General features: G+C 63.7%; 19 protein-coding genes and 2 pseudogenes. 14 read left to right on the top strand and 7 right to left on the bottom strand.

Features of this window, described 5'->3' with window-relative positions; translation table 11 throughout:
- A partial coding sequence (locus tag GXY33_05165; protein NLX04516.1) for a hypothetical protein occupies positions 1-1008 on the bottom strand: 1008 nt, incomplete at its 3' end.
- Between the two features lie 160 nt (positions 1009-1168).
- Between GXY33_05165 and GXY33_05160 the strand changes: the two genes are divergently transcribed.
- From GXY33_05160 to GXY33_05150, 3 genes are read left to right on the top strand one after another with little or no spacing between them, the layout of a single operon-like run.
- A complete protein-coding gene (locus GXY33_05160) occupies positions 1169-2455 on the top strand; it encodes a zinc-binding dehydrogenase (GenBank protein NLX04515.1) in 1287 nt (428 codons plus the stop codon).
- A 12-nt stretch (positions 2456-2467) separates the two neighbouring features.
- Entirely contained in the window at positions 2468-3769 is a 1302-nt protein-coding gene (locus tag GXY33_05155) for a hypothetical protein (protein ID NLX04514.1), read from the top strand.
- Between the two features lie 16 nt (positions 3770-3785).
- Positions 3786-4820 carry an alcohol dehydrogenase catalytic domain-containing protein gene (locus GXY33_05150; protein ID NLX04513.1) on the top strand — a complete coding sequence of 345 codons (1035 nt, stop codon included), beginning with the start codon at positions 3786-3788 and terminating at the stop codon, positions 4818-4820.
- 231 nt (positions 4821-5051) lie between these two features.
- On the opposite strand, the gene GXY33_05145 is transcribed toward GXY33_05150, so the two are convergent.
- On the bottom strand, positions 5052-5732 hold the full coding sequence (locus GXY33_05145) for a PEP-CTERM sorting domain-containing protein (GenBank protein ID NLX04512.1): 681 nt from the start codon (positions 5730-5732) through the stop codon (positions 5052-5054).
- Between the two features lie 324 nt (positions 5733-6056).
- On the opposite strand from GXY33_05145, the gene GXY33_05140 reads away from it, so the two are divergent.
- The 5 genes from GXY33_05140 (at position 6057) to GXY33_05120 (ending at position 13779) form a co-directional block, all read left to right on the top strand.
- The gene (locus tag GXY33_05140; GenBank protein ID NLX04511.1) at positions 6057-6794 is read left to right on the top strand and encodes an AraC family transcriptional regulator; all 738 of its coding nucleotides are present in this window, start codon (positions 6057-6059) and stop codon (positions 6792-6794) included.
- A 255-nt stretch (positions 6795-7049) separates the two neighbouring features.
- The gene (locus GXY33_05135) at positions 7050-8111 is read left to right on the top strand and encodes a LacI family transcriptional regulator (GenBank protein ID NLX04510.1); all 1062 of its coding nucleotides are present in this window, start codon (positions 7050-7052) and stop codon (positions 8109-8111) included.
- Positions 8108-8806, top strand: coding sequence for a prepilin-type N-terminal cleavage/methylation domain-containing protein (locus tag GXY33_05130; protein NLX04509.1), 699 nt, complete (start codon positions 8108-8110; stop codon positions 8804-8806). The genes GXY33_05135 and GXY33_05130 overlap by 4 nt, the downstream gene beginning before the upstream one ends.
- 15 nt (positions 8807-8821) lie before the next feature.
- Positions 8822-12094, top strand: coding sequence for a hypothetical protein (locus tag GXY33_05125; GenBank protein NLX04508.1), 3273 nt, complete (start codon positions 8822-8824; stop codon positions 12092-12094).
- 62 nt (positions 12095-12156) lie between these two features.
- Positions 12157-13779, top strand: a complete 1623-nt coding sequence (locus tag GXY33_05120; protein NLX04507.1) for an alpha-L-rhamnosidase — start codon at positions 12157-12159, stop codon at positions 13777-13779.
- Positions 13780-13782: 3 nt separating this feature from the next.
- Here GXY33_05120 and GXY33_05115 read toward each other — a convergent pair whose 3' ends face one another.
- The 5 genes from GXY33_05115 to GXY33_05095 form a co-directional block, all read right to left on the bottom strand.
- Complete coding sequence (locus GXY33_05115) at positions 13783-15837, bottom strand: hypothetical protein (GenBank protein NLX04506.1); 2055 nt, start codon at positions 15835-15837, stop codon at positions 13783-13785.
- 156 nt (positions 15838-15993) lie between these two features.
- Complete coding sequence (locus tag GXY33_05110) at positions 15994-16659, bottom strand: transcriptional regulator (protein ID NLX04505.1); 666 nt, start codon at positions 16657-16659, stop codon at positions 15994-15996.
- 5 nt (positions 16660-16664) lie between these two features.
- Positions 16665-17027 (bottom strand): type II toxin-antitoxin system RelE/ParE family toxin, encoded by a 363-nt coding sequence (locus GXY33_05105; GenBank protein NLX04504.1) that lies wholly within the window; start codon positions 17025-17027, stop codon positions 16665-16667.
- 467 nt (positions 17028-17494) lie between these two features.
- Positions 17495-17641 (bottom strand): hypothetical protein, encoded by a 147-nt coding sequence (locus tag GXY33_05100; GenBank protein ID NLX04503.1) that lies wholly within the window; start codon positions 17639-17641, stop codon positions 17495-17497.
- Between the two features lie 381 nt (positions 17642-18022).
- A complete protein-coding gene (locus GXY33_05095) occupies positions 18023-18160 on the bottom strand; it encodes a hypothetical protein (GenBank protein NLX04502.1) in 138 nt (45 codons plus the stop codon).
- Positions 18161-18684: 524 nt separating this feature from the next.
- On the opposite strand from GXY33_05095, the gene GXY33_05090 reads away from it, so the two are divergent.
- The 6 genes and pseudogenes from GXY33_05090 to GXY33_05065 all read left to right on the top strand — a co-directional run bounded on the left by GXY33_05090 (position 18685) and on the right by GXY33_05065 (position 26040).
- Positions 18685-19533, top strand: coding sequence for a hypothetical protein (locus GXY33_05090; protein ID NLX04501.1), 849 nt, complete (start codon positions 18685-18687; stop codon positions 19531-19533).
- Positions 19534-19691: 158 nt separating this feature from the next.
- Positions 19692-19892 (top strand): hypothetical protein, encoded by a 201-nt coding sequence (locus GXY33_05085; protein ID NLX04500.1) that lies wholly within the window; start codon positions 19692-19694, stop codon positions 19890-19892.
- Positions 19893-19908: 16 nt separating this feature from the next.
- Positions 19909-21462 (top strand): hypothetical protein, encoded by a 1554-nt coding sequence (locus GXY33_05080; GenBank protein ID NLX04499.1) that lies wholly within the window; start codon positions 19909-19911, stop codon positions 21460-21462.
- A gap of 96 nt (positions 21463-21558) precedes the next feature.
- A pseudogene (locus GXY33_05075) lies at positions 21559-22326 on the top strand (serine/threonine protein kinase).
- Positions 22327-23400: 1074 nt separating this feature from the next.
- Positions 23401-23949: pseudogene (locus GXY33_05070) on the top strand (TM2 domain-containing protein).
- A 795-nt stretch (positions 23950-24744) separates the two neighbouring features.
- Complete coding sequence (locus GXY33_05065) at positions 24745-26040, top strand: hypothetical protein (GenBank protein ID NLX04498.1); 1296 nt, start codon at positions 24745-24747, stop codon at positions 26038-26040.
- Positions 26041-26224: the final 184 nt, after the last annotated feature.

The raw sequence follows: 26224 nt of genomic DNA, 5'->3' as shown, positions 1-26224 counted from the left end.
GTAGATCGGCGAAAGATGCCGGTGGCTCATCGGATACACCGGCACCGAACTCGCCAGCACGACCACGCCGACCGTGTAGATCGCCACGAACACCGCCATCGGCAAAACCGCGACCACGTCCGGCCGCCCCTGACCGACCCGCCGCACCAGCATCGCCAGCATCACCACCACTGCTGCCGCGAAAATCGCGAATAAGAGCATTGACGGAACCAGGGCTGTCACCGCCTCCGGCAGAAACCACATCCACACCGTCTCGCCCACCTTCCGCAGATTCTCAGCCGCCGTGATCGTGGTCGGTGAACGCAGCAGAGCCGCCGGATGGCCTGCCGCCACCACGTTCCGAACCAGCCATAACGCCAGCGGCAACACCGCCGCCACCGAAAATACCGCCGTCTCAATCAGCCGCCGCCTCACCCCCACCGGCTTGACCAGCAGCACCACCACGCCGGTCCCGATCAGCGTCACGCCCACGTACCGGCTCAGACACGCCAGCGCCGCGATCCCGCCCAACAGCACCACCTGCCCCATCGACCGCGTCGCCAGCACCCGTTCCGCCTGCCACAAAAACAGCAGCAAAACCGCCAGGAACAGCGACTCCGACCGCACCTCCCGCGAAACGCCCAACAACGCGACCGACAGCAGCATCAACGCCGCTGCCGCCCAGCTCAGGCCCGCCGATCCGCTGTGCTTCAGCGCCCACAGCCCCGAAACCAGCACGATCAGCCCAAACACCCCCGCGCCGAACCACCGCGCCGAAACCAACGGATCGACGCCCAACTCCGCCGGCGCCGCCAGCAAAGCCGAATACAGCGGCGGCCACTGCGTGATCGGTGCTCCGTCGTACCCGATAAACCCTCGCCCATCCGCCAGATTCCGCGCCCCGCAGACGTACTGCACCCCGTCCGGCGATACGCCCACCCCGTACCACGACGTCGTCCACAGCACCACCGCCACGCCCAGCATCGCCGTCGTCGCCACCACCGCGACCGCCCATCGTCTTTCGCCCAACGTCGCCTCCCTTTCCAGAACGCGCCCCCTTCCTCCGCGCAAAATTCGCCGTCAAACCCGCCATCCGGCCATCTCCGCTGTTGAGCCTGATGCCGCCGACGGGTACACTGAGTGCGGCACAAGCCATAAAAGACCATACATTGTAATCGAGACCACGAACATGAGCAAATTCTCCGACTATCGCACCCGCCGCCAATTCCAACTCCCCAAAACGATGGAGGCCGTCACCCTCGCCGGACCCGGCTTCGAAAACATCGCCGTCCGCCAGGTCCCCCTCCCGACGCCCGGCGACAACCAGCTCCTCTGCCGCGTCGACGCCGCCGGGGTCTGCACCTCCATCCTCAAGCTGATCGCCCAGGGCTCCAACCACACGTTTCTGAATGGCTGGGATCTCCAGAAATACCCGGTCATCCTCGGCGATGAGGGCTCCGTCACCCTCGTCCAGACCGGCAAAAACCTCGCCGGCAAGTACCAGATCGGCCAGCGATTCGGCATCCAGCCGGCCGTCGACGTCCGGCCCATCTGCCACCGCGACCGCTACCGCGACCAGGCCGCCGGCATGAACAAGTGCGCCGTCGGATACACCCTCGGCGGCAACCTCGCCCAATACCTCCTCATCCAGGAAGAAGTCCTCCAGGGCAACTGCCTGCTCCCGCTGCCCGACGACGACATGCCCTACTTCGCCGTCTCCATGGCCGAACCCATCTCCTGCGTCTACTCCGCCCAGGAACGGCAATTCCACATCCACAAGGCCAGCCCCAACGCCCCGCGCGAACCCAGACTAGGCATTCTGCCTGACGGAACCGCCGTCGTCATCGGGGCCGGATCCATGGGGCGCATGCACGTCGAGATGGCCATGCGCTACCGCCCGCGGTACCTCATCGTCGCCGACGTCATCGACGAACGACTCGAACTCGTCCAGGAACGCCTCGGCGAAAAGGCCAGCGCCCTCGGCATCACCCTCGTCACCGTCCACGGCGACCACCTCAAGGAAACCATACGTGAACTGACCGACGGAGCCATGGCCGATGACGTCATCCTTGCCGTCGGCGTTCAGCCGGTCCAGCAGGCCGCCCTCGAACTGCTCGGCAAGGGCGGCGTCGCCAACCTCTTCGGCGGACTGCCCCGCGGCAAGCACCTCCTCCAGATCGACGCCATCGCCGTCCACTACAACGAAATCAAGGTCGTCGGCTCCAGCGGCGGCGAACCCTCCGACCTCCAGGCCACCCTCGACGCCATCGCCGCCGGCCACATCGACCCGGGCAACTACGTCTACGGCGTCGGCTCCCTCCGCCACGCCCCCGCCGTCCTCAAGATGATCGAACAAAACCAGGTCGACGGCAAGGTCATCCTCTACCCGCACGCCGACCTGCCCGACCTCAACATGGTCGACGGCTGGGACGCCGAACGCGAACAAGCACTGCTCGACGAAAACCTCATCGCCTGACCGGAGCACGCCATGAGCACCAACAATAAAAAAACCTTCGTCGGTTTCGGCTTCGGACCTATCCAAAGCGCCCTGTTCCTCTACGAGGCCTACCGCTCGGGCAATTTCTCGCGATTCGTGGTCTCCGAAATCGACCAGGCCCTCGTCGACGCCGTCCGAGCCAACGACGGACGCTACGCCATCAACATCGCCCGCAAGGACCGCATCGACCAGTTCACCCTCGAAGGCATCGAACTCTATAACCCGCGTCACGACGACGACCGAAAAAGAATCATCGCCGCCATCGCCGAGTCCGATGAGATGGCCACCGCATTGCCCAGCGTCAAAATCTACTCCGCCGGCGGCGAAACCGGCGTGGTCGGACTCCTCGCCGCGGGACTCGCCGGAAGCGAATCCGTCCGGCCCAAAATCATCTACGCCGCCGAAAACCACAACCACGCCGCCGAAGTCCTGATGGACCTCCTGATCGAAAACGCCCCAGCGGGCGCCGTCGACAACGTCCAGACCCTCAACACCGTTATCGGCAAAATGTCCGGCGTGATCGCCGATCAGCCGACCATCCAGCGAATGAACCTGGCCACCATCACGCCGAGCATCGACCGCGCCATCCTCGTCGAGGAATTCAACCGCATCCTCGTCTCCCGCGTCACCGCGCCCGGCTACCGCCGCGGTATCGACGTCTTCATCGAAAAACCCGACCTGCTCCCCTTCGAAGAGGCCAAGCTCTACGGCCACAATGCCATCCACGCCCTGATCGCCTACCTCGCCGACCTCGCCGGCCTCGACACCGTCGCCCAGGCCGCCGGCCGCGACGACATCATGGCCATCGCACGCCAAGCCTTCATCGACGAATCCGGCGCCGCCCTCATCCGCCGCCACCAATCCCTCGGCGATCCCCTCTTCACCGCCGACGGATACCGCGACTACGCCGACGACCTCCTCGAACGGATGGTCAACCCGAACCTCAACGACCTCGTCGCCCGCGTCGGACGCGACCACGTCCGCAAACTCGGCTACGACGATCGCCTCTACGGAACCATGCACCTGGCCCTCCAGTACGGCGTTAAGCCAACCAACCTCGCCCTCGGCGCCGCCGCCGGCGTGGTCTCCCTGATCCGCCGCAAACCCGATACGCCCCAGCCGCTGCCGCTGCCCGACTCGCCCGACCAGCTCACCGAGCCCGGCCTCCGCGAACTCCTCCTGGCCATCTGGAAGGACGGCAAAAAACTCGACGACCACGGCCAAACCATGATCGAGATGACCTGGAACGCCCTCCAGACCCTCATCCGCCGCGGCATCCCCGCAAACCGCTGACGCAAGGGACAACGACATGAAAGCAATCCGACTGACCGGCATCAAGCAGACCGAACTCGTGGACCTGCCCGCCCCGACCATCCGCCACCCGCACCACGTCCTGCTCAAACTCGAAAAAGTCGGCGTCTGCGGCTCCGACGTCCACTACTACGCCACCGGCCGCATCGGCTCGCAGATCGTCCAGTACCCCTTCATCGTCGGCCACGAGTGCTCAGCCGTCGTCGTCGAAACCGGTCGCGACGTCCGAAACCTCAAACCCGGCCAACTCGTCGCCGTCGATCCCGCCATGGTCTGCCACGAATGCGACCAGTGCCGACAGGGCCGCGAAAACACCTGCCGCAAACTCCGCTTCCTCGGCTGTCCGGGCCAATCCGAAGGCTGCCTCTGCGAATACATCGTCATGCCCGCCGACTGCCTCTTCCCCGTCGCCAACCCCGTCACCGCCGACCGCGCCGCCCTCGCCGAACCCCTCTCCATCGGCGTCTACGCCGTCAAACAATCGCGCCTGCCCGACGCCGCCGACGTGGCCGTCCTCGGCTCGGGTCCCATCGGCCTCAGCGTCCTGCTCGCCGCCAAAGCCGACCGCGCCGCCAACGTCTTCGTCACCGACAAGATCGACAGCCGCGGCAGCGTCGCCAAAAACGCCGGCGCAACCTGGGCCGGCAACCCCGACCGCCTCGACGCCGTCAAAACCATCCTCGACCAGCGCCCAGCCGGCATGGACGTCGTCTACGAGTGCGCCGGTGAACAGGACACCCTCGACCAGGCCGTCGATCTCCTCAAACCCGGCGGACGACTCATGCTCATCGGAATCCCGCGCGTCGAACGCGTCTCGTTCACCATCGACCGCCTGCGCCGAAAAGAACTCACCGTGACCAACGTCCGACGCCAGAACGGCTGCGTCCACCCCGCCATCGACCTGATCGCCTCCGGCCAAATCGACGTCGATTTCATGGTCACCCACCGCTTCCCCCTCGAAAAAACCCAACAGGCCTTCGACCTCGTCCACGACTACCGCGACGGCGTCGTCAAAGCCATGATCGACTTCTAGCCGCCGAACTGAAAAAACCTCGCCGCCCGCCCGACGCCCTGGACGCCAGGCCCGGATGTCACGGACGCCTTCGCCCGCGATAGGCCAATCCCGTTGACTCAAAACAAAACCTATCGCATTTCCCCCAGAAGACACGCACGAGTAAAAAAGTATGGAAGGTGTTTCACTGCCTGTGAGTTCCTCACACCTTCCATACATTCAAAACAGTCAAAAACGCCAATCCACTCCAGCCTACCTTCTCCGCCGGAGTACCGGCAAAAGGCCGCCCAGACCCAGCAGCGCCAGCGCCATCGGTTCCGGAACCGCCGTCGCCGTCAGGGCAAAGTGGTCGAACCGGGGATACGGATCGACCGCGTTGGTGTACAGCATGACCACAATCGGGCTGCCGACCAGACCCAAATCCACGCTCGTATCCACCGTAATGGTCGGAAACGCCGTGAACGTGAAAACCGGTGCGTCCGCCGGAAGCGAGGAAACATAGGCGCCCTCTGCCGCCGTACTCGTTCCTAACCGCATCTGAAGCTCGGGAATCCCAGTTTGATTGAGCCCCGTCCACGCACCATAGCCCGTCAGGGTGTATACCGTGTTCGCCTGGAAATAACCCAGCGTCTCCTCGTCCTGATAGAGCCCCTGATTCGACCCCACGCCGCCCACGCCGGTAACCATGAACTGCGCGCCGTCGGACGCCACCTCATGAAAGGCCCCGCCGTGCACCTGGATGATAATGTCGGGATCGTCGCTCCGCTTCCAGCTCGGCGGGACCTGCTGGACATACGCGCCGTCCACACCGCCCAGGTACGGTTCTTCAAAGGACCCATTGTTGACGCCGGGCCCCAGTAGGTCCGTCGACGCCTGCGCCGTGACCCCGGCCAGGCACAACGCCGCCGCCATCAGTACGCTCAATCTCTCCATAATGATGCCCTTTCCTTTCCAAACGATCGACAACGCGCAGGGAACACCGTGTTACCCCGTTTTCGCTGTCGTTGCCCTTGACGATAGGACAGCCGTCGGTCAGTTCGCCCAATGAACCCTCAGACCAGATGACCTCTCATAGCCTCAAGCCTACATTTTGATTCTGCCGATGGGAATGTCTATAACAGGCATTGCATGTACAAAGTGGCGCACGCCCTCCGGCAGGGCCGCGGGAGAAACCCCATGGAGCCGATCAACGCCAATACCCGGCTGGGAAGCCTTCTATGTGCCTGTATCGCCCAGAATCCCTATATGGGACCCGCGATGCGGCAGCAGAAGGAATACTATACCATCGTGTATCTATTGGACGGTCAGGCCTCCTACCGCGACGCCAACGGATTCTCCTCCCCACTCAGGCCCGGAGACCTCATGATCGTGTTTCCCGACTTCGCCCACAACTACAACGCCCTCCCCGGCGGCCACTGGAAACCCATGTGGTTCACCTTCGATCGATCCGTCTTCGCGCCCTGGACCCAAAACGGACTGCTCGACCCCGCCACACCCGTCCATCACCTGGAACCCATGGACTACTGGTACAAACGATTCAGGGACTTCTTCGACTCGTTCAACTCCCGCCGGCCCGCTTTCCCCATGCTCTCCGTCGTCCAATTCCAGGAAATCCTCCTCCAAGCCCTCCATTCCGAAGAACGCGGCGCGGTATCGCCGCATGACCTGGCCTGGGCGGAACACGTCTGCTCCATCCTCGCCCAGGAAACCGCTTCGCCCCAGCCCCTCTCCCAAATCGCCCAGACTATGGACCTGTCCTACGATACCTTCCGAAGGCGATTCGCCCGCATCGTCGGCATCTCCCCCCAACAATACCGCAACCGCTCCCTCATCGAACGCGCCTGCCGCCTGATGCGGGAAACCAACCTGAACAACAAGGAAATCGCCTACCGCCTCGGGTTCTACGACGAATTCCACTTCTCCCATCGATTCAAGCGAATCGTCGGCCGCTCGCCCTCCGACTACCGAAAAACCCTGCCCATGAACATGGTGTAACCCCCACAGCCGATCCCCAGCGACGCGACCCTCCCACCCCCTTCCCCCTCCAAAAAACCCAACACACCTACCGCTTGCGCCCCTTGTCCTGAAAAAGGGGACATTCTACTTTTCCCCTTCATCGGCGTTCCTGCCGTCTCCAGGGCCCGTGCGGTAAAGTTAAACGTCCCCTCTCTCAGCCCCCTCACAAATCACCCATTGACTCCATTGACCCACAATAGTACACTGTAATTACAAACTGTAATCACCGGCGCCATGAAAGCCAAGTACGAACAACTCGCCGACCACCTCCGCCAGACCGTCCTGGACCTCGATCCCGGCCAGCGGCTGCCCTCCATCCGCCAGATCGGCCGCGCCCGAGGCGTCAGCCAGTTCACCGTCCAGCGGGCACTCGAACTCCTCGAACAGGAAGGCTACGTCACCCGCCGATCCGCCATCGGCGTCTACTCCACCCGACCCCACGCCCTCAACCACACCGCCCGCAAGCTCGAAAAACCACGCGTCGTCGTCCTCGTGCCCGAAGGCTGGACCTACCAGATGCCCGAACTCATCCGCGCCGCCCTCGCCGAACGCGGATTCCTCTCCCACATCCACTTCTACGACCTCGCCGCCCCAGCCAACCGATGGCTACCGCGAATCCGCTACGAAGGCGTGATCCTCATCGGCTGGTCCCGACCGGAAGTGCTGGCGATCCTCCAGCGAAAAAACATCCCCTTCGTCGCCCAGGGCACCCAATACGCCGAAATGCCCGTCGACCACACCTGCGGCGACGAAAAACGCTCCGGCGCCATCGCCGCCCAACACCTGGTCGACCTGGGCCACCAACGCCTCGCCGTCCTCGTCAACGAACCCGACTTTCCCGAAGTCATCGAACGCCGACAGGGATTCATCGACTTCGCCCGCAGCCAGGGCATCGACCCGATCGTCTACGACTGCCACACCCGCGTCGGCGACGACGCCACCGCCGCCGCCGCCGAATGCCTCCAACGCGAATTCGCCAAAGGCCCGCCGACCTGGACCGCCCTGCTCGCCATCAGCAGCCTCGGAGCCATGGCCGCCCTCCACGTCCTCCACCAACGCGACATCCGCGTCCCGCACCAGGTCAGCGTGATCGCCGGCGACGAACGTCCCGAAGCCGCCTACCTCTGCCCCGCCCTCACCACCGTCGCCTTCAACCTCCAAGACCGGGCCCGCGGCCTCGTCGAAATCCTCGAAAAACGCCTCGCCGGAGACCGTTCCGACCGCATCCGAAAAACCTTCGCGCCATACCTTATCCGCCGCAAATCCACCGCACCACCGGAGGATATCCTCAGATGAAACAGCCCTCTTCGGCCAATCCGAGATCCCGGACTTTCACGCTCATCGAACTTCTCGTCGTCGTCGCCATCATCGCCGTCCTGGTCGCCATCCTCCTGCCCGCCCTCGCCCAGGCAAGGATGAGCGCCAAACGCGCCATCTGCGCCTCCAACCTCCGCGCCATCGGAACCGCCTGGAGCGCCTACTGGATCGACCACAACGACGCCGTCCCGATCATCGAAAACTGGTACGGCTGGGGCGGATACAACTTCGACGGCGGTTGGGGCTCGTGGACTTGTCCCGTCCCGCCGGAGGACCGCCCCCTCTCACCCTACATCGGCGACCCGGAAATCCACAAATGCCCCGACGACAACCGTCGCGAAGCCGTGCCCAACGTCGGCCCGCGATCCTGGTACCGCAACGCCACCAGCTACGTCGTCAACTTCTGGATCACCAACCCCTGGACCAACACCGACCACTACCGCGTCCAATCCGCAGCCGCCTTCACCGAACCCGCCGCCACCCTCTTCCTCGGCGACAACACCATCTACACCGCCGGATGGCCCAGTTTCCACGGCTTCGCCGGCAACTACGCCTGGCACAGCGACGACGGCTGGTGGAGCAATGTCCTCTTCGGCGACCTCCACGTGGACTGCCCGCTCATCCTCGTCTGTCCCGGCACAGCCCCCGGCTACACCTGGAACCCAAGTCGATAGACCAAGGTTAACACCGTGCAGCGATACACCATCATCACCGCCTGTGCTCTGCTCGCCGCGTCATCCCTCGCGCAAACCGCGACCTCGCCCGCGCCGCTCCGTACGGTCCGGCAGTCCGACATCCGCCAGTGCGATCCTAACCTCTACATCGTCCCGCGGCGCAGCCACACCCGCTCGCCCGCCGTCCGGCCCAACGCCGACGGCGGAACGCCCGTCGCCATCGGCGGCGAACCGATCCGCGACGCCGCCGACCTGCAAGCCAAATGGGCCCTCGCCCACGACGACACCGGCCTGACCGTCCTGATCGAAATCGGCGACGACCAGCTCGTCACGCGAGACGGCGCGAACCTCTGGGAAGGCGACTCGATCCAACTCGTGATCGACCAGGGCCTCGAACGAACCGATTACTACGACGACAACGACCTGGAAATCGGCTTCGCCCTCGACGCCGCCGGCCAACCCCAGTCCTGGTGCTGGCAGCTCAACCGCCCGCTCAGCAACGATGAATGCATATGCCGCGTCTCCCGCACCGCCGACGGCTACCGCCTCCTCGCCCACCTCAACTGGCGCTTCCTCCACCGCGTCGACCGCACCGGCCGCCGCGCCTTCGGCTTCAACTTCATCGTCAACGACAACGACGGCGGCGGCCGAAAGGGATGGCTCGAATTGCGGCCCGGCATCGGAGCCTACAAGAGCTCGCGACACAACCTGGTCGCCGTCCTCCAAGCTGACCAACCAACCGCTCTGCTCCTGACCGAAAAAACCTGCGCTGACCAGATCGCCGGCTCTGCCGTCCTGTGCTTCGCCCACGCCCTCACCGGCAAAACCCTCCGCCTCACCGCCACCGACCCAGCCGGCGCCACCGTCGAGCTGATCCCGACGCAAACCCTCGCCATCGACCGCGGCCAAATCGCCTTCGCCCACTTCAACGCCGATCCGCAACACCTCCAGTGGGGACCGCTCACCCTCCGCTGCGCCGTCGACGGCCAAACCCTCGCCGAAGCCTCAGCCGAAAACCTCCCGCTGCGCCGCCGGATCGAATCCCTCCACCAGACCGCCCAGCGCCTCCAGCCGAAAATCGACGCCCTCGCCGAACAGGGCAAACCCACCCGCTACGCCCAGGCGCTCCTCGCCGTCCTCGAAAGCCAGACCCGCTTCGCCCAAGAAGACCTCAACCATCCGGATGCCGCCGCCTCCACCTTCTTCCTCGAAAAAGCCATCCGCCGACTCCGCGAACTCAGCGAAGTCGCCCAACGCCTCGACGCCATGGTCGACGCCCTGGCCGCCGCCGAAAAACTCGACCGCTTCAAAACCTTCACCTACGTCACCTCGCCCATCGAACTCCGCGACGGCTTCTACCACGCGACCACCGTCGATGACGCCGGCAACCGGTCCGTCCGACCGGTCATCTTCAACGGCTACCTGCGCCTCTTCGAACACGGCACCCGCCTCCCGCCGCAACGGCTCGACGACCTCTTCGCCCTCTTCCGCGCCATGGGCAACAACGCCGTCCAGTACGCCGGATTCGGGCCCTACGCCTGGTCCTACGACAACCAGCACAAGATCATCGACGTCGACCAAAACGGCCAATTCGTCTACGACCCCGCCGTCGTCGCCGGCGAACGCGTCGCGGGCACGCTGGCCCTCGCAGCCAAAAACGACATCGCCGTCGACCTGCACCTGAGCGTCGAAAACGTCTATCCGCACGAAATCACCGGACCCTACCGCCTGCCCTACATGGACTCCGGATTCCTCCGCTACCAGTTCGACGACCCGCGCGCCCGCGACATGGTGCAACTCTACCTCCAATCCGTCGTCACCGACCTGCGCCAACTGCCCGGAGCCGAGGCCATCGCCTCCTTCTGCCTGATCAACGAACCCATCTACATCGACAAGGATATCGCCTCCGGCTTCCACCACACGCGATTCCGCGACTACCTCAAACGCCGCTACCACAACGACATCTCAGCCCTCAACCGCGCCTACGGCACAAAACTGGCATCCTTCGACGAAGTTACCAACCTCCTGCCCACCCGCCCGCTCGGCTACCAGAGCGCATTCAGCGTCGAGAAAGACCCCGTCCTCGCCTTCGACTGGCACCGCTACAAAAGCGCCCTCTTCGCCGACTGGATCGCCTGGATGAGCGACATCGTCCACGACGCCTGGCCCGCCGCCCGCACCCACACCAAAATGATGGTCTTCAAAGCCTTCATCCACGGCGAACGATACAACAACGTCGATCCCGAACGCTTCACCCTCGCCACCGACCTCAACGGCAACGACAACTACTTCATGTATCCCGGCGGCCACGTCTTCCACGCACCCGGCTACGCCGTCGACTGGCTCTCCACCGCCCTCTACTACGACCTCCAGACCTCCCTCAAACACACCGTCGTCGTCAACACCGAAAACCACATCATCCACGACCAGGAAAAACGCGACGTCCCCTACGACCACGTCTACACCGCCCTCTTCCAGCAGTTCACCCACGGCCTGGGCTTCTCCGCCAACTGGGCCTGGGTCGATCAGGGACCAGGCGGCTACGCCAGCCTCTACGGCCTCTTCCCCGAACGTCCCATCGCCGCCGCCGCCGCCGGCCAGGTCACCCTCGACGCCAACCGACTCGCCCGCCAGATCAAAGCCTTCTTCGACCAACCCGCCGACCTGGCCATCCTCTACTCACCCACCTCATACCTCTACAACCCCGCCTACGGCCAGACCGCCGCCGACCTCTACCACGCCCTCAACTTCCTCGGCCGAAAAATCGCCTTCATCTCCGAACGCCAGATCGCCGACGGCGACTTCGCCGACCTCAAACTCATCCTCGCCCCAAACGCCTCGCATGTCCTGCCGCAAACCGTCGAAAAACTCCGCGCGTGGCAATCCGCCGCGCCAAACCGCCAAATCATCTCGATCGGCGCGTCATTCGCCAAAGATGACTTCAACCGCGAATTGCCCAACCCGCTGCGATGCCCCGCCCTCGCCCCAAACGCCGACCATCAAACCCTCGCCGCCGCCCTCAAATCGATCCTCGACGATACCCTCAACCCGCTCCCCATCCAGGTCACCCTCGCCGACCGCCAGTATCCCGACGGCCTCGAATGGCGTCTGGTCCCCCACAACGGCCAATTCCTCCTCAACCTCGTCAACTACACCCATCAGCCGCAAACCGTCGAACTCCACGGCGCCGCCGGCCCCATGCTCGACCTGATCAGCTACGAAATGTTCCCATCCCGCCTCACCCTCCCGCCGCTGCGGCCCCTCCTGCTCCAACCCGCCACCCATTGACACCCTCCCCTCCACCCGCTATCCTGCCCCATTCGCAAAAACCGAATTTTCAAGGACGACCCATGACATCCCCATCCCAGCGCCGAGACCCCCTCAACCGCTTCCTCGCCATGCCCGCCCGAATCGTCTGGTCCGATCCCGCCGCCGGCGCCATCGAAAACCCCGACGCCCTCCTCCGCGACGACCTGACAGTCTGCCGCCTCGCCGCCGGCGACGGACCCGGCCCCTCCATCACCCTCGACTTCGGCCGCGAATACAACGGCTCCGTCCGCATCGCCGTCCCCGCCTCCACCCCTCGAATGCACGTCCCCCTCCGCATCCGCTTCGGCGAATCCGTCTCCGAAACCTTCGCCGACCCCAACAACGACCACGCCATCCACGACTTCACCGTCGACTTTCCCGGCATGGGAACCCAGGAATTCGGCCTCACCGGCTTCCGCTTCGTCCGCATCGACCTCCTCGAACCCAACACCGCCGTCACCATCCGATCCGTCCAAGCCGTCGCCATCGAACGCGACCGCCAATTCCTCGGTAGCTTCGAATCCTCCGACCAACGCCTCAACGAAATCTACCGCGTCGGTGCCCGCACCGTCCACCTCTGCTGCCAGGACATCGTCATGGACGGCATCAAACGCGACCGCCTCGCCTGGATGGGCGACCTCCATCCGCAGCTCCACGTCATCGCCGCCCTCTTCGGTCCGCACGAGGTCGTCCCCCACACCCTCGACTTCCTCCGCGATACCACCGACCCCGACGCCTGGATCAACAACATTCCCTCCTACTCCCTCTGGTGGATCGTCAGCCACTGGGACTGGTACATGCTCACCGCCGACCTGCCCTACCTCCGCGCTCAGCGCGACGCCCTCACCCACCTGACCAAACGCCTCGCCAACCATATCGACCCCGACGGCCGGCAAACCCTCGGCAGCTTCGTCGACCACGCCCTCCTCGGCGACCCGACCGCCGAAGGCGAATCCATCCAAGCCATCTTCGTCCTCGCTGCAGACGCAGCCGCCAAAATCGCCCGCGCCATCAACGACGACCAACTCGCCGACCTCGCCTCACAACTCCACCAGAAACTCCGCGCCGCCCCGCTCGCCGAAAGCCCGCGCAAACACGTCCACGCCGTCCGCGCGATCGCCGGTCTCGAAGACCCGCGACACGCCAACCAAATCTGCCTCGCCCTCCAACCCGACCGCCAACTCTCCACCTGGTTCGGCTACTACGTCCTCCAGGCCCGCGCCCTCGCCGACGACCACGCCGGATGCCTCGACCTGATCCGATCCTACTGGGGCGGCATGCTCGACCTCGGCGCCACCACCTTCTTCGAAGCCTTCGAAACCGAATGGCTCGAAAACGCCGGCCGGATGGACGAGATCGTCCCGCCCGACAAACGCGACGTCCACGGCTACTGCGGCAAAGGCTGCTACGAAGGCCAGCGTCACTCCCTTTGCCACGGCTGGGCCGCCGGGCCCACCGCCTGGCTCCCCCGCGAAGTCCTCGGCATCGTCCCGCTCGAACCCGGCTACCGCAAAGCCGCCGTCCGCCCGCACCTCGCCGACCTGACCTTCGCCGCCGGAACCCTGCCCACCCCGCACGGCCCCATCACCGTCGAACACTCCCGCCGGCCCGACGGCGCCGTCGCCTCAAAAATCGACGCCCCACCCAAGGTCGAACTCGCGTAAAAATCACTGCCGCTTCACCCCATCAAACGCCAACACCCCCGCGCCATACGCCGGCAACTCCACCGTCGCCGTCAACCTCCCGCCGCGACGACCCGGCGTCACCTCAACCGCCGAAACGCCTTCCATATGGAACACGCCCTGCTGGCCGACCTTCCGCCCAAGCGCCTCCGGCGACAGCGACACCTTCATCTTCACCGTCCGACCCTTCCCATTCGCCAACGCCACCGCCAGCCCGCGACCCGACTCATACACGTACCCCTTGCCGCCCGTCACCTTCAACCCCCGATCGTCCAAAAACCGCCCGTGATTCACGTACCGCGCCGTCGCCTTCCGCAAACGCGCCAGCCGTCCAACCTGCGCCGCCAATTCCGAATCGTCCGACAAATACCCCGTCATGTCCCGCGTGCCGATGGCCAGAAAACTCCCCACCGCAAACGCCTGTCCGATCACGTCCCGCTGATTCTCATCGATGCACCAGCACGGAATCATCGACGGCAGCACGTACCGGTACACCGACGACCTCGCCCACGAATCGTCCCGCCAGCCCCAATTCCACCACAGATCGATGTACTGCGTGTTATAAAGGTCCGGCACCTCCGCCACCGTGTACGACCCGGTCCGCGCCCGCGTCGTCCGAGTCGCCTCGTCAAACCACGCATACGTCCGCCGCCACGCCTCCTGCGGCGACGCGTGACCGTGCTCCCGCGACAAACAGTAATTCCACTCGAACGCCTGATCGATCGCCGTCGCGTCAAACCCCAACTCAAACGTCCGCTCCAGCACCCGCCGTGCGAACGGCAAATACCCGTCCGCTCCGCAGCACACCGCGTGCGAACCCATCTCATAACCCAAATCCCCGTACAACCCGCCGTCCATCGTCGAGCACGGAAATCCGAACAGCGGCACGCCGAACACGCTCTCCTGCGCCAGCCCCTTCAAATCCGGCCACGTCCCGTTGTACTCCGCCAACAGCCGCCAGTTCACAAACGACGACACCGAAAACCCGAGCTTCCGCACCGCCGCCAGCGACCGCCGCAATTCCCGCTCACGCTCCGCCGGCATCTCCCAGAAATCCCCGCGGTCCGGACGGTAATACACCGACGCCGTGCAATCCCAGATCATCAAATCCCGCACGCCGAACTTCCTCGCGTCGCGGGCGATCGCCGGCAGCTCCGAAAACTCGTGGTAATCCTCGCCCGAAAACCCGCGCGTCTGAACGTGAACCAACCCGATCTTCTCACGCACCGCACGCGGCGTGTCGCACGGCTGCCACCACTCCGCCATCCACTCCCGAAGCCGGTCCGCCGTCGCGTGCCAGTCGCCCTGATGCACGCCAATCCCAAACTCGCAGCTCGTCCATGTCCGACCCGGCTCCACAAAAACCCCGCTCGCCCACGACCACGTCAAACACGGATCGTCCGACACGTGCAGCGGATTCTCAAACACCAGAATGTGCGGCGACGGCTGACGCTCGTACTTGATGTACGACAGCCCGCACCCGTCGCTGCTCATATCCATCATCGGCAGCATGTGCGTCGGATCCATCCCAAGCCGCTGGTTGTGATGCCCAAAAGTGTGCGCCAGCTTCCCGCCGCCCGCCAGCGCCCCGTGAATGTCGCCGATCCGCGTCTTGCTCGTCGTCACCACGTCCGCCGATCCGCCCGCCCGCCTCCGACGACCGCCAAGCCACGGAAACCACATCTCGTGAACCCGATGCGGACTCTCGTTGCGAATCTCAGCCGAGAACAAACCCTCCGACCGACCCTCCGGCAGACGAACCCGAACCGTCAAAAACACCCCCATCTTCCGTCCGCGATAACTCAACTCCGGGAACGCAATCTCCAACCCGTCCGCCAAACGCCGCATCGTCGGCCGACCCGCCTCGTGCGAGCGCAGCGGCATCGAACAATGCTCCGGCGTCGGTACGATCAGCTTCGCCAGCCGACACCCGCGCGAATCGTTCAGCCACCGCCGGCCGCTCGCCCGATCCGTAATCTGAACCAGACCGCCCGTCGCCTCGTCAAACTCAAACCGAACCAGACCATTGTCCAACTTCATCCGCCAATCTCCTGCGCATAGTCAAACCCATCGCCAACGCCGCCATGTCATACAAAGAACCCCCCAAACTGTCCACTCAAAAACTCGTACCCCCAACCCTCGTCCCTGCCTCTTCCCCGTACGGGCAGGCCTTGTGCCTGCCCTCCGCCCCACATCCTACGCCTCAGCCTTAATGAACTCCACAAATTCATCAAGCAGCCGTTTTTCCTCACGGGTCAACGCCGCCAGAGAATCCGAGTGCGCCGCAAACCGGGATGCCCGTTCCGTGACATCCCTCGGCACATCCCGAATGGCGCCAGCCAGCATCAAGAATCGCCGTTCTGGTACGCCAAAGAACTGGCTCAGCTTGTGTATGAGAAGCGGATTCGGCCTGCATCTTCGACCGCGCTCCAGCGCCGCAAGCTCATCTCGGTCCACATCCAGTCGCGAGGCCAGCATATCCACCGTCAACTTCTGGCGTTTTCGTAGCATCTGAACGAACTGACAAAATGCATCCTGCAATAACCCCGCCTCGGGAATATCTGCCTCCATGACGACTGTGAGCTTCTGCTTCAGCGCCCTGGCAATCCGGCTCAGCATCGATAGTGAGTGCCCGTCGTAGTCTGCATCCTCCAATCGGCTGATCACTGACTGCGTCGTTCCAACCAGTTCAGCCAAATCGCGTTGACTCAGGCCGGCGTCCTTTCTGAGTTCATAGATTATCGAAGCAACTGCGGAGTTCACCTTCTCTTCGCGAACCGAAGCCTCGCGATTCGAATCGCCCTTGACGTACCGGTCCTTCAATATCTTCAGTGCATCCGTTGTCTTCTTCTTCTCTTCCATCTTGACTACTCCCTGTAACTGTGTCGCATCGGGTCCTCTTCGAAGCACCGTCTCCGTCTGACCGCTTCGTCTATCTCCCTGTCGGGAACTCTGCCCTCCTTCGTGCACCCATGCGATAGCACCGCCTGCTGACCATGAAAGAAATACAACACGCGATAGTTGATGCCCTGAAAACCGATGCGCAGCTCGTGAATCTTGTCGCGAAGAATGTCAGCTTCCGGCCGACGCAACTCATGACCAAGTTCTCCAAGTCGTTCCACCTTTGCCATGCACTTGTCCTGGACCTTTGCCGGCAGTTCGTCGAGCCACTCCAACAGCGGGACGGATCCATCCGTCTCAGCGTAAATCACGACGTCAGTCTTGGGCATCAAGATTCCTTTCTATAAGAACTATCGCATTATTGCGATACAAAGTCAAGCCAAATATCGTAATTTTGCGATATTCCCCGGAGGCGCCGCACCGCGTGCCTCAACGGCTCACCAACAGCCACACAGAGAATAAACAAAGGCGGATTGATATAATTCTAATTAATGCGATCCGCCGCCGGAGCGCATCCTACCTCCGCCCAAAATGACGCCGGCATAATTTGCTCTGCAATTGGACGTTATGGCAATTACAGCCATGAGGCTGACGGAAAACTGGAACACCACCCACCGACCGGCCATATTCTCAGCTCATCTGACGCTCACGCAAGCGAAACCCGACGCGGGTCATGCCCTGCTACCACATTCCCCGAGCGCCGCCTCGCCTTTTCCGCAATCTGCAGATGACAACACACAGCCGCCACTCGCCTGCCTCTGCCATTGATGCTGCTCCACATGCAGCACGGTACTGCTCAGTGAATCGTCGCGGCGATCCGGTTGCGAAGCTTCACGCGAAGGTCCTCGGCGTCCTCGTAGACGATATGGTTGTACTGCCGGGTATCGAAATGCACTTGGTCTCGCCAGCAACTCATCCACTTGCCACAGAACGGTACGATCATTTGGATTCACATTGGAGATGTCCGGTTCATAGAACACACCGACCGAACGTTTGGGATTGCGTAGTTTCTGTTCACACAGCAAGCACGCCAGCTTAAAAGGCCGGTCGTCGTTCGCCCCCTCTAGGTCATCAACTAAAACTCGGTCGATGCTGTAGCCTCCACAGTTGTCGCAGTCGAAGCAAACCACGTCGTACATGGATGAGAAGCTGCCTTCTGCCGGTTGCCGACACAACGGACACGTTTTCATGTCGCCCATACCCGCGTTCCTCCATTACCGTCATGTCGCCTTGATCTGTTTACGGCATCTGCCCAAATGTCAGGCCACCTCACCCTGGCGGTTCAAAACCGCCTTTTTCCCGTCCATTCCAACGTCGGCATCAGCTATTCCTGCTCCACCAGCCGCGGCAACCCCTTGTACTTCGAGTCAGACGAGTCGCTGCGCCAAACTGCTCGCACCGCCAAACCGCAGCCGCGCCACCACTCGCCCAATCCCACCCACCAGACCCGACTATACCCCACCACGCTCCGACAGATCAATCTCCCACCCGCACGAGCACCGACCCTCAGACCCCCGGGGTCAGGTCTTGAGTTTCTACTTAAGCCCCTCTTCGCTCCCGTTGCTGCCTCCTGTTCAAATCTCTTTCTTCTCCCTCTCTGCGTCTCAGCCCCTCTGCGGGAAACCCGCCTCTCCCTCCTGATCACCGGACTCCCTCCGCCTTCTTCTCCACCTTGGCGCTCTTGGCTTCTTGGCAGTTCAACCCTCCCCCGTCCGCCTCCGGCGGACCCCTAAAGCCTAGAGCCCAAAGCCTAAAGCCTTCCCTCCCCCCCGACTCCTCATCTTCCCCCTTCGTGTTCTTTGCGCCCTTCTGTTCAATTCCCCTGTCCCGCTTTGCATTCTGCCTTTTGCCTTCATTCTGAGTTCTGACCACTGAATTCTCCCCCAGAAATATTCTCCTCCCCCCCTCGTCAAACCCCTTGTGGTCGAAAGACCGTTGAAATCGTAACCGCAACGAATAAGTCCGGTTGTCTGAAGGAGTGTCACAATGATTACCAAGTGGATCAAACTCGGTGTCCTGTCCGTGGCGGGGCTGAGCCTCACCGGAGGACTGCTGTTCGGCAAAGACGCCGTCAGCTACCTCAAAACCTCCGCAAGTTCAGTCCGCACAAGCGTTAAGAACGCAGTCCCCATCGAATTCGAACTCCAGCGGGCCCAGAACCTCCTCGAACAGATCATCCCCGAAATGCACGCCAACATCCGACTGATCGCCCAGGAAGAGGTCGAGGTCGCCGGACTCAAGGGCGACATCGTCCGATCCGAACAGGCCCTCGAAGACCATCGCACCAAGATCTGCCGACTCCGCGATCACCTCGCCGACGGCGCGCCAACCTACCGCCTGGCCGGCTTCACCTACACCCGCGACCAGCTCACGGAAGACCTCTCAGCCGCCTTCGATCGCTACAAGGAGGCCGAGGTCGTCCTCGAAGGCAAGCGGCGACTGCTGACCACCCGCGAACGGTCCCTCGCCACCGCCATGCAGATGCTCGACCGAACCCGCAGCCAAAAGGTCCGACTCGAAGACCAGATCAAGTCCCTCGAAAGCCAGTACCGCCTCGTCAAGGCCGCCGGCGCGGGCTCCCCGCTGGCCATCGACAGCAGCAAACTGGCCAAGACCGAAAAGCTCATCACCGAGATCAAGACCCGACTCGACGTGGCCGAACGCGTCCTCGCCCACGAGGCTCGCTTCGTCCAGACGATCCCCGTCGACACCATCGACGAGAAAGAACTGCTCCGCCAGGTCGGCGAGTACTTCGAAATCGTCCCGTCCCCGGAGTCTCAGCCGCCGCAGAAGGTCGAGACCCCCACGGGCGATCGCAGCGTTGAATTCAACTGATGGTCCGGCCGAGCGCCGCCGGACCCGGCAACGACCATGTCCGTGGTCGAACCAGGGGTCCGGCGGCGCGTCCCGCAGCGGGATCCGTGGGGAAATCCTGAAACGTTCGACTATCCGCGACGTCTTTACATGAGGCAGTGGAACAGCGGAGTGCTGACATGAAAAACCGGCTGATGGAAATCGACCGGATGACCGAGACCGACCTCGAGCAGCTCTCATCCAGCCAGTACGCCTCGGTCCGAGGAGTCCTGCTTGAGACTCTTCAAAAACGCTTGAAGAAGGTCTTGCGCGACGGACCGGGCGAGGCCGGCTTGCGGGCCAACGGAGGCAAGGGTATACTCGAACCTGTAAACCCCTGAGTGAAAGAGGGTTCCCGTGCTTTTCCTTCGTATCAAACAGGCCGAAACAGCCCTGGCGGACGGCCGCCTCGAAGAGACAGCCGAGCTGCTGGCCGATCCGGACGTTCGCGAACACCGCCACGGCCAAAGGCTAACCTCGGAACTAATCAAGGCTTACGTCAAACGCGGACGCGAACACCTCGAAGCCGGACGCCTCCCAGCCGCCATGAGCGACTGCACCCGCGCCGCCCAACTCGGCGGTGCCGACCCCGAAATCGAATCGCTGCGAACCGCCATCGGCCAGGCCATGGCCGACCATGACCGCGACGGCCGACGGCGAAACGGCATGGTCGCCGCCGCCCGACAGCAGATGGCGCAAGGCGACGTCAGCGCCGCTGAGGCCCTCGTGGCCGGTTTGGAGCACAGCGAGCGGGCCGAAGGCCTGCTCCACGAAGCCGATCTGCGACGCCGGCAGGCCCAGACCGCGATCCGACGGGCGCGGCAGTGCATCGAATGCGACGACTGGACCGGCGCGCTGAACCACTTGGCGGCGGCGATGACCGCCCACGGGTCGAACCCGGAGCTGGCCGAACTGACCGGCCAGGTGGTCAGCCGGATCGCCGAACGCACCCGCGAGGCGCTGGTGCAGGGGCGATTGGATTTGGCGGAAAGCCTCGCCCAGCGGCTTTGCGGACTGCCCACCCAAGCGGTGGAGGCCGCGGAATTGCGGCGGGCGCTGGATGAATGCCGGGCTGCGTGGCGGTGCATTGCGGCGGGTCGTTTTCGCGACGGCTGGCAGTCGCTGAATCGCGTGCGGACGATCGTGCCGGAGGCCAAGTGGTTGGTTGAGGCGATTGGCGCGGCGCAGCGGGCGGCTGAGGCGGCTGAGCACCTCGGGGCGGGGCCGCTGGGCCTGCTGGGCGCGCAAGTCGAGCCGTCGCCGTCAGTTGTGCCGGTCAAGCACGTGGCGGCGCAGCGTGCCGCGGAGGTGACGGCACCGCGAACGAAGATGGGTGGACGGTTTGCCATTCACGCGGACGGCGTGGGCAGTTTTCTGGTGCTCAGCGGCGATCGGGTATCGATCGGCTGCGGCAAGTCGTCGAGGCCGGATGTGGTCGTGCAAGCCGAAACCGATTGTGCCACAGTGACTTTCGAGCGGATCGATGAGGACTATTTTGCCTCATCGGACAAACCGATCATGGTGGGCGGTCGCGAAACGTGGCGGGCATTATTGAGTGACGGTGTTAGAATCGAACTGTCACGACGGTGCAGATTGAAATTTTTATTGCCTAATGCCGCGAGTACGACGGCGGTGGTGGAGTTGTGCGGGACACGATTGGCGCGTGGGGAGGCGCGGCGGATCATTTTGATGGATCGGGAGATCGTGATGGGACCGTCGGCGGGGGCGCACATTCGCACGGAACAGTTGTCGCAGCCGGTGGTTATGTATCGCCGGGAGGGGCGGGTGATGGTGCGGACGGGCGAGGCGGTGACGGTGGAGGGCAGGCCGTACGACGGTGAGGACGGGATCGCGCCGGGCGCGCGGGTGGCGGTGGGGGGGGTTTCGATGGTGATTGTGGATGAGGCATAAGCAGGGTCGTTGGCGACGGTAATTGATATGATGATATGGTTGTCATACAAATTGTGACCGGCGAGGCCGGCGGACTGAGACAGGCTGGGCAGAACGATGAATCAGGTGTTTAAATATAAGTATGGCGATAGACCGCTTGAGGGGTACACGATCCAGCGCGCGGTTGGCCGGGGCGGGTTCGGGGAGGTGTACTACGCGGTGAGCGACAGCGGCCGGGAGGTGGCGCTCAAGTCGGTTCAGATGTACGAGCAGGTGGAGCTGCGGGGGATCAGCCAGTGCATGAATTTGAAGAGCCCGCACCTGGTGACGATTTTCGACGTTCGGCACAACGACGAGGGTCAGGCGTTTGTGATCATGGAGTACGTGGCGGGCCCGTCGCTGCGGGAGCTGTTGAATGAGACGCCGGATGGGATGGGGGTTCAGAAGGCGGCGTTTTTTCTGCGGGAGATCGCCAAGGGGTTGGGGTATTTGCACGACCGAGGGATTGTCCACCGGGATTTGAAACCCGGTAACATTTTTTACGAGGACGGGTACGTCAAGATCGGCGACTACGGGCTGAGCAAGGTGATCAACGCGAGTCGCCAGAGCGGCCAGACGATCACGGTGGGGACGGTGCACTACATGGCTCCGGAGATCGGGGCGGGGAATTACTACCGGACGATTGATATTTACGCGTTGGGCGCGGTGTTGTATGAGATGCTGACGGGCCGGGTGCCGTTTGAGGGTTCGAGCATCGGCGAGATTCTGATGAAGCACGTTGCGGCTGAGCCGGACGTTTCGATGATCGAGGAGCCTTTGGCGACGGTGATCAGGAAGGCGATGTCGAAGGACCCGAAGGTCCGGTATCAGACGGCGGGCGAGATGGTGGAGGCGGCGTTCGGGTCGGAGCACGTACGGACGAGCGTTTCGATGTTTTCGCCGGACAGTCTGACGATGGTGGCGGAGCGTGCGGTGGCGGGTCGCGGGGTGGTATCGGGTGGGTCTGGGGCGGCGACGCCGCCTCCGGGGCCGAAGGGCGAGGCGGAGGATGCGCATCGGGATTCGTGGCGTCACGTTCGGGACGGCGGGCGGGATTTGCGGAGCCGAATTCAGGAGGGCAGGGAGGAGGTGCACGCCAAGATCCGGGCGATGCGGGATGCGCACCGGGCGATGCGTGACGGGCGGGGCGTCGAGGTGAACGGCACGGAGATTGAGGACACGTTGACTCGGCGTCAGCGGTCGCAGTTGGCGCGGATCACGATGGTGATTTTCGCGCTGGCGTGCGTGTGGGCGGGATCGAACGGTGGGCCGGGGCTGTGGGAGGGGGTGACGGCGCTGGTGATGACGGCGGCGGCGGTGGGCGGGATATTTTTCGCGAGGCGGCGGTTGGCGTCGCGGATGGGCGAGGAGCCGGTAGCGGTTCGCCGGCTTGCGATGGCGGGATCGGCGGTGCTGTTCGCGGCGTTGGCGGCGGCGATATTCTGGCTGGCGGCGGAGTTCAGCCACGAGCACGCGGCGGGCACGTGGGTGGCGGTGGCGGTTCCGTGGTTCCTGGTGAACTGGTGGGGTTTGACGGATCCGCACCGTCGGCTGCGGTTGACGCTTTGGCATTCGTTGGGGGTTGGGGTGGGGGCGTTTTTGATTGCCTCGCTGACTGGCGGGTATTCGCCGATGGCGGTGGCGGTGGCGGCGGGTACGGTGCTGGCGGTCCAGGTGGCCAGTCCGTTCCACGCGGGGTCGCGGGAGCGGCGGGAAGAGGAGTCGAAACCGCTGCGGCCGGCGCGGGAGGCGCAGCAGGAGCGGCTGGAGGCGGTTCAGCCGGCGCCGGCTGGTCGGCACGTTCAGCCGTCGCGGCCGTACGTTCAGCCGAGTGGGTCCTGGTTCCAGGAGCGGCCGGTGCCGTGGTTTGTTCGCGGGCTTTGGGTGTTGCTGTTTGTGGCTTCGGCGATTGTAGGATTGATGTTTCTGGTGAGTCTGGGGGTTGTGCACTACCGAGGCGATGAATCGGTCGCCGCGGTCATCGCCGGGGTTGGCGGTCTGTTGCTGTCGGCGGTGTGTCTGATCAGAGTCTACGAGCGTGGGTGGCGCGGGTGGTGGCGCGGCGTGGTCAGACCTCTGCTGCATCTGGTCTGCATCATATCGATGACTTGTGGCGTGGCATGCCTGGCCGGTTTTAACCTGACGGAGGAGGAGGCGTTGATTGCGATTTTCTTTATCGTCGCGCCGGTTATTTTGTTGCCGGTGCTGGCGATGATTCCGGTTCCGGCTCCGCATCGGGAGGTGCGACCGGTGGCGTCGGTGCGACCGTCGCCGGAGAAGCGGCTTTGGGCATTGTTTTTCGCGGCGGGCGGGTTGATCGGGTTCAACGGGCTGCAGCGGTTTTACGTGGGTAAGATCGGGACGGGGATTTTGTGGCTGCTCACGGCCGGGTTGCTGGGGATCGGGCAGCTTTACGACATCATCATGATTATCGTCGGGCGGTTCACGGACAGCTGTGGCCGGCCGCTGGTGATGTGGGAGGGCGAGGACGAGTTGGAGGGGATGCACTACCGGACGGCCCCGGCGGTTCCGGGCGCGATCGAGGGTTTGCGGCCGGGAACGATTCACCAAGAGGCGCCGCGGGCGCCGCTGCGGGTGGAGTCGCCGGTTGAGCGTGAGGAGGTTTCGCCGGAGGCGAGGGAATATCATCGGACAGAAGGGTCGCGTTTTTCGGCGGGTTCGGATTATCCGCATCCTCGTCAGACGAGCATGTTTTTATCGTTTGTGGGGGGGATGGTGCTGTTGGTCACGCTGGTGGTGGGATTGGGGTTGGCGTTGAATCTGGCGGGGGCGGCGGCTGCGGGCTTGCCGGATCCGGATTTGGCGCGTGAGTTGACTCGCGGGTTGGGCGGGAACTGGCCGGTGCTGTTCGATCGGTTGGGTACGTGGGCGTTGTGGATGTTGTTTCTGCTGACGACGCTGACGTTTATTTTCGCGCGTCGGCGGGCGGGGGCGGTTCACATGGGTCGTGCGGCGCTGGCGATGCTGGGGGTTTTGGGGGTGTTGCGGCTTTCGCGGAGCGCGGCGGCGGGTCTGCACTGGCCGGGGATCGCGGAGGCGATCGAGCAGAACCAGTTCGGCGAGTCGCTGGAGATGTTTTTGAACGGGGTGCGGAGCGGCGACGCGATCGTGGCGGGGATTTTGCTGGTGGCTTCGTTTTTCGTTCTGGCGTGGCCGGAGAAGACGGAGGTGGTGCACTTTCCTCCGGCGGTGATGGATTGATGGCTTGGGTTGAGGGTTGAGGATATGATGTCGCAGCCACATATGAATATGTCGTTGGTAGGATTGCTGGTGATCGCGGCGCTGGTGGCGATCGCGTTTGTGGTCGTGGTTGGGGTGGCGAGAGGCCGCCGAGGCGGGTGGACAATTCTGGCGGGCGCGGGTGGGATGGTTGTGGTTGTGGCGGTTGTTTTCGCGTTGGCCGCTTTCTTTTTTGTCGGGCGGCGGGTAGTGGTTTCGCGCGGGCATGCGACAGCGAGTTTGAACGCTGAGAATCCCCGTCAGCGGCAGTATTACGGCGGCACATCGGGCGATCTGGTGGATTCGGTTCCGCCACCGGTTCGGACGGAGGTGATTCTTGACGATTCCGCGGCGGTAGTTGAGGCGCGGCCGGCGTGGGATTTGGGTGAAGGGGAGTTTGAGGCGAGTGTTTATGCGTCGGCGGCGTCGGCGGGTAAGGCGGCTGCGCTTGGGGTCATCAAATCGCTGGCGACGATCGCGCCGGGCGGCGAGGAGGATTTGACGATCGGGCTGGCGGGCGGATTGGCGTCGGACGCGATCGGGGAGGCGGTTCGGGAGCGTGAGGCGCGAGTTGGGCGGGTGGTTCGGCTTGAGGGGGTTCCGAGCACGCAGCCGGCGGTGGTGCTGTCGGTGGAGGTGGTGTCGGAGGGGAGCTACACCGCATACGGTGCCAACCTGCGGAACGGGACGGTGACGGCGGTGCTTCGCGGGCCGGGCGGGCAGACGTCGCGGAGCGCGGCGTTTGACGAGAAGGGCTGGAACGATGATTTCGCGCAATTTGTGAATCGCAACCAAGATCGGCACTGGTACCTGGCGGAGTCGCGGTCGCCGGCGACGACGGTGCGGGAGGCGGAGGAGCTTGCGTTCCAGGACGCGGCGCGGCAGTTGTTGCCGTACTTCCGTCACGTGGCGCAGCGGCAGAACAGCGTGTGGTCGCAGGCGAGCGATGGGGCGCTGGCGGAGTTGATTCGCGGGGAGCTGCGTCGCGGGATGTTCGTTGCCGATCGGTTCGTTCAGCAGTTCGATCGGCCGTATGGGCAGGTGTGGCGGGCGATGCTGCTGGTGTACGATCGGGAGGACGCGGCGGCGTACGCGCTGATGTCGCAGTCGGGCCGGGAGCAGTTTGCGCGGACGCCGGAGGGGCGGGCGGGATACAGGGCGCGGGTGACGTGGTTTTCGGCGGTTGGGATGGCGGTTTTGATCGTGGCTGTGTATGGGTTTTTGAACGCGGCGACGAAGGGGTATTATGCGTGGTCGCTGCGGGTTGCGGCGGCGGTGCTGGTGTTGGCGGGGGTGGCGCTGGTGTTGGTGCTGGCTTGAGGAGAGGTCTGATTTCGGATTTCGGATTTCGAATTTGTTGGGATGGGACGGGTTTGGTGTTTTGATGTTGAGGGTGTAGTTTGAAGCGTGTGGTGGTGTGAAGAATCTGGATTCCCGCTTTCGCGGGAATGACACGTGGGGAGGGGGCTGGATTGGGTGTGCGGCGGAGGGCAGGCACAAGGGT

This window comes from Phycisphaerae bacterium (genome assembly GCA_012729815.1).
Taxonomy (GTDB): domain Bacteria; phylum Planctomycetota; class Phycisphaerae; order JAAYCJ01; family JAAYCJ01; genus JAAYCJ01.
The sequence above is the reverse complement of the archived record's forward strand: the minus strand, read 5'-3'. Positions and strand labels throughout refer to the sequence as shown.

Coding starts and splice junctions, on each gene's coding strand:
- GXY33_05160 (NLX04515.1), top strand. CDS start 1,169: ATGAGCAAATTCTCCGACTATCGCACCCGCCGCCAATTCCAACTCCCC.
- GXY33_05155 (NLX04514.1), top strand. CDS start 2,468: ATGAGCACCAACAATAAAAAAACCTTCGTCGGTTTCGGCTTCGGACCT.
- GXY33_05150 (NLX04513.1), top strand. CDS start 3,786: ATGAAAGCAATCCGACTGACCGGCATCAAGCAGACCGAACTCGTGGAC.
- GXY33_05145 (NLX04512.1), bottom strand. CDS start 5,732: ATGGAGAGATTGAGCGTACTGATGGCGGCGGCGTTGTGCCTGGCCGGG.
- GXY33_05140 (NLX04511.1), top strand. CDS start 6,057: ATGCGGCAGCAGAAGGAATACTATACCATCGTGTATCTATTGGACGGT.
- GXY33_05135 (NLX04510.1), top strand. CDS start 7,050: ATGAAAGCCAAGTACGAACAACTCGCCGACCACCTCCGCCAGACCGTC.
- GXY33_05130 (NLX04509.1), top strand. CDS start 8,108: ATGAAACAGCCCTCTTCGGCCAATCCGAGATCCCGGACTTTCACGCTC.
- GXY33_05120 (NLX04507.1), top strand. CDS start 12,157: ATGACATCCCCATCCCAGCGCCGAGACCCCCTCAACCGCTTCCTCGCC.
- GXY33_05115 (NLX04506.1), bottom strand. CDS start 15,837: ATGAAGTTGGACAATGGTCTGGTTCGGTTTGAGTTTGACGAGGCGACG.
- GXY33_05110 (NLX04505.1), bottom strand. CDS start 16,659: ATGGAAGAGAAGAAGAAGACAACGGATGCACTGAAGATATTGAAGGAC.
- GXY33_05105 (NLX04504.1), bottom strand. CDS start 17,027: ATGCCCAAGACTGACGTCGTGATTTACGCTGAGACGGATGGATCCGTC.
- GXY33_05100 (NLX04503.1), bottom strand. CDS start 17,641: ATGATCGTACCGTTCTGTGGCAAGTGGATGAGTTGCTGGCGAGACCAA.
- GXY33_05090 (NLX04501.1), top strand. CDS start 18,685: ATGATTACCAAGTGGATCAAACTCGGTGTCCTGTCCGTGGCGGGGCTG.
- GXY33_05085 (NLX04500.1), top strand. CDS start 19,692: ATGAAAAACCGGCTGATGGAAATCGACCGGATGACCGAGACCGACCTC.
- GXY33_05065 (NLX04498.1), top strand. CDS start 24,745: ATGAATATGTCGTTGGTAGGATTGCTGGTGATCGCGGCGCTGGTGGCG.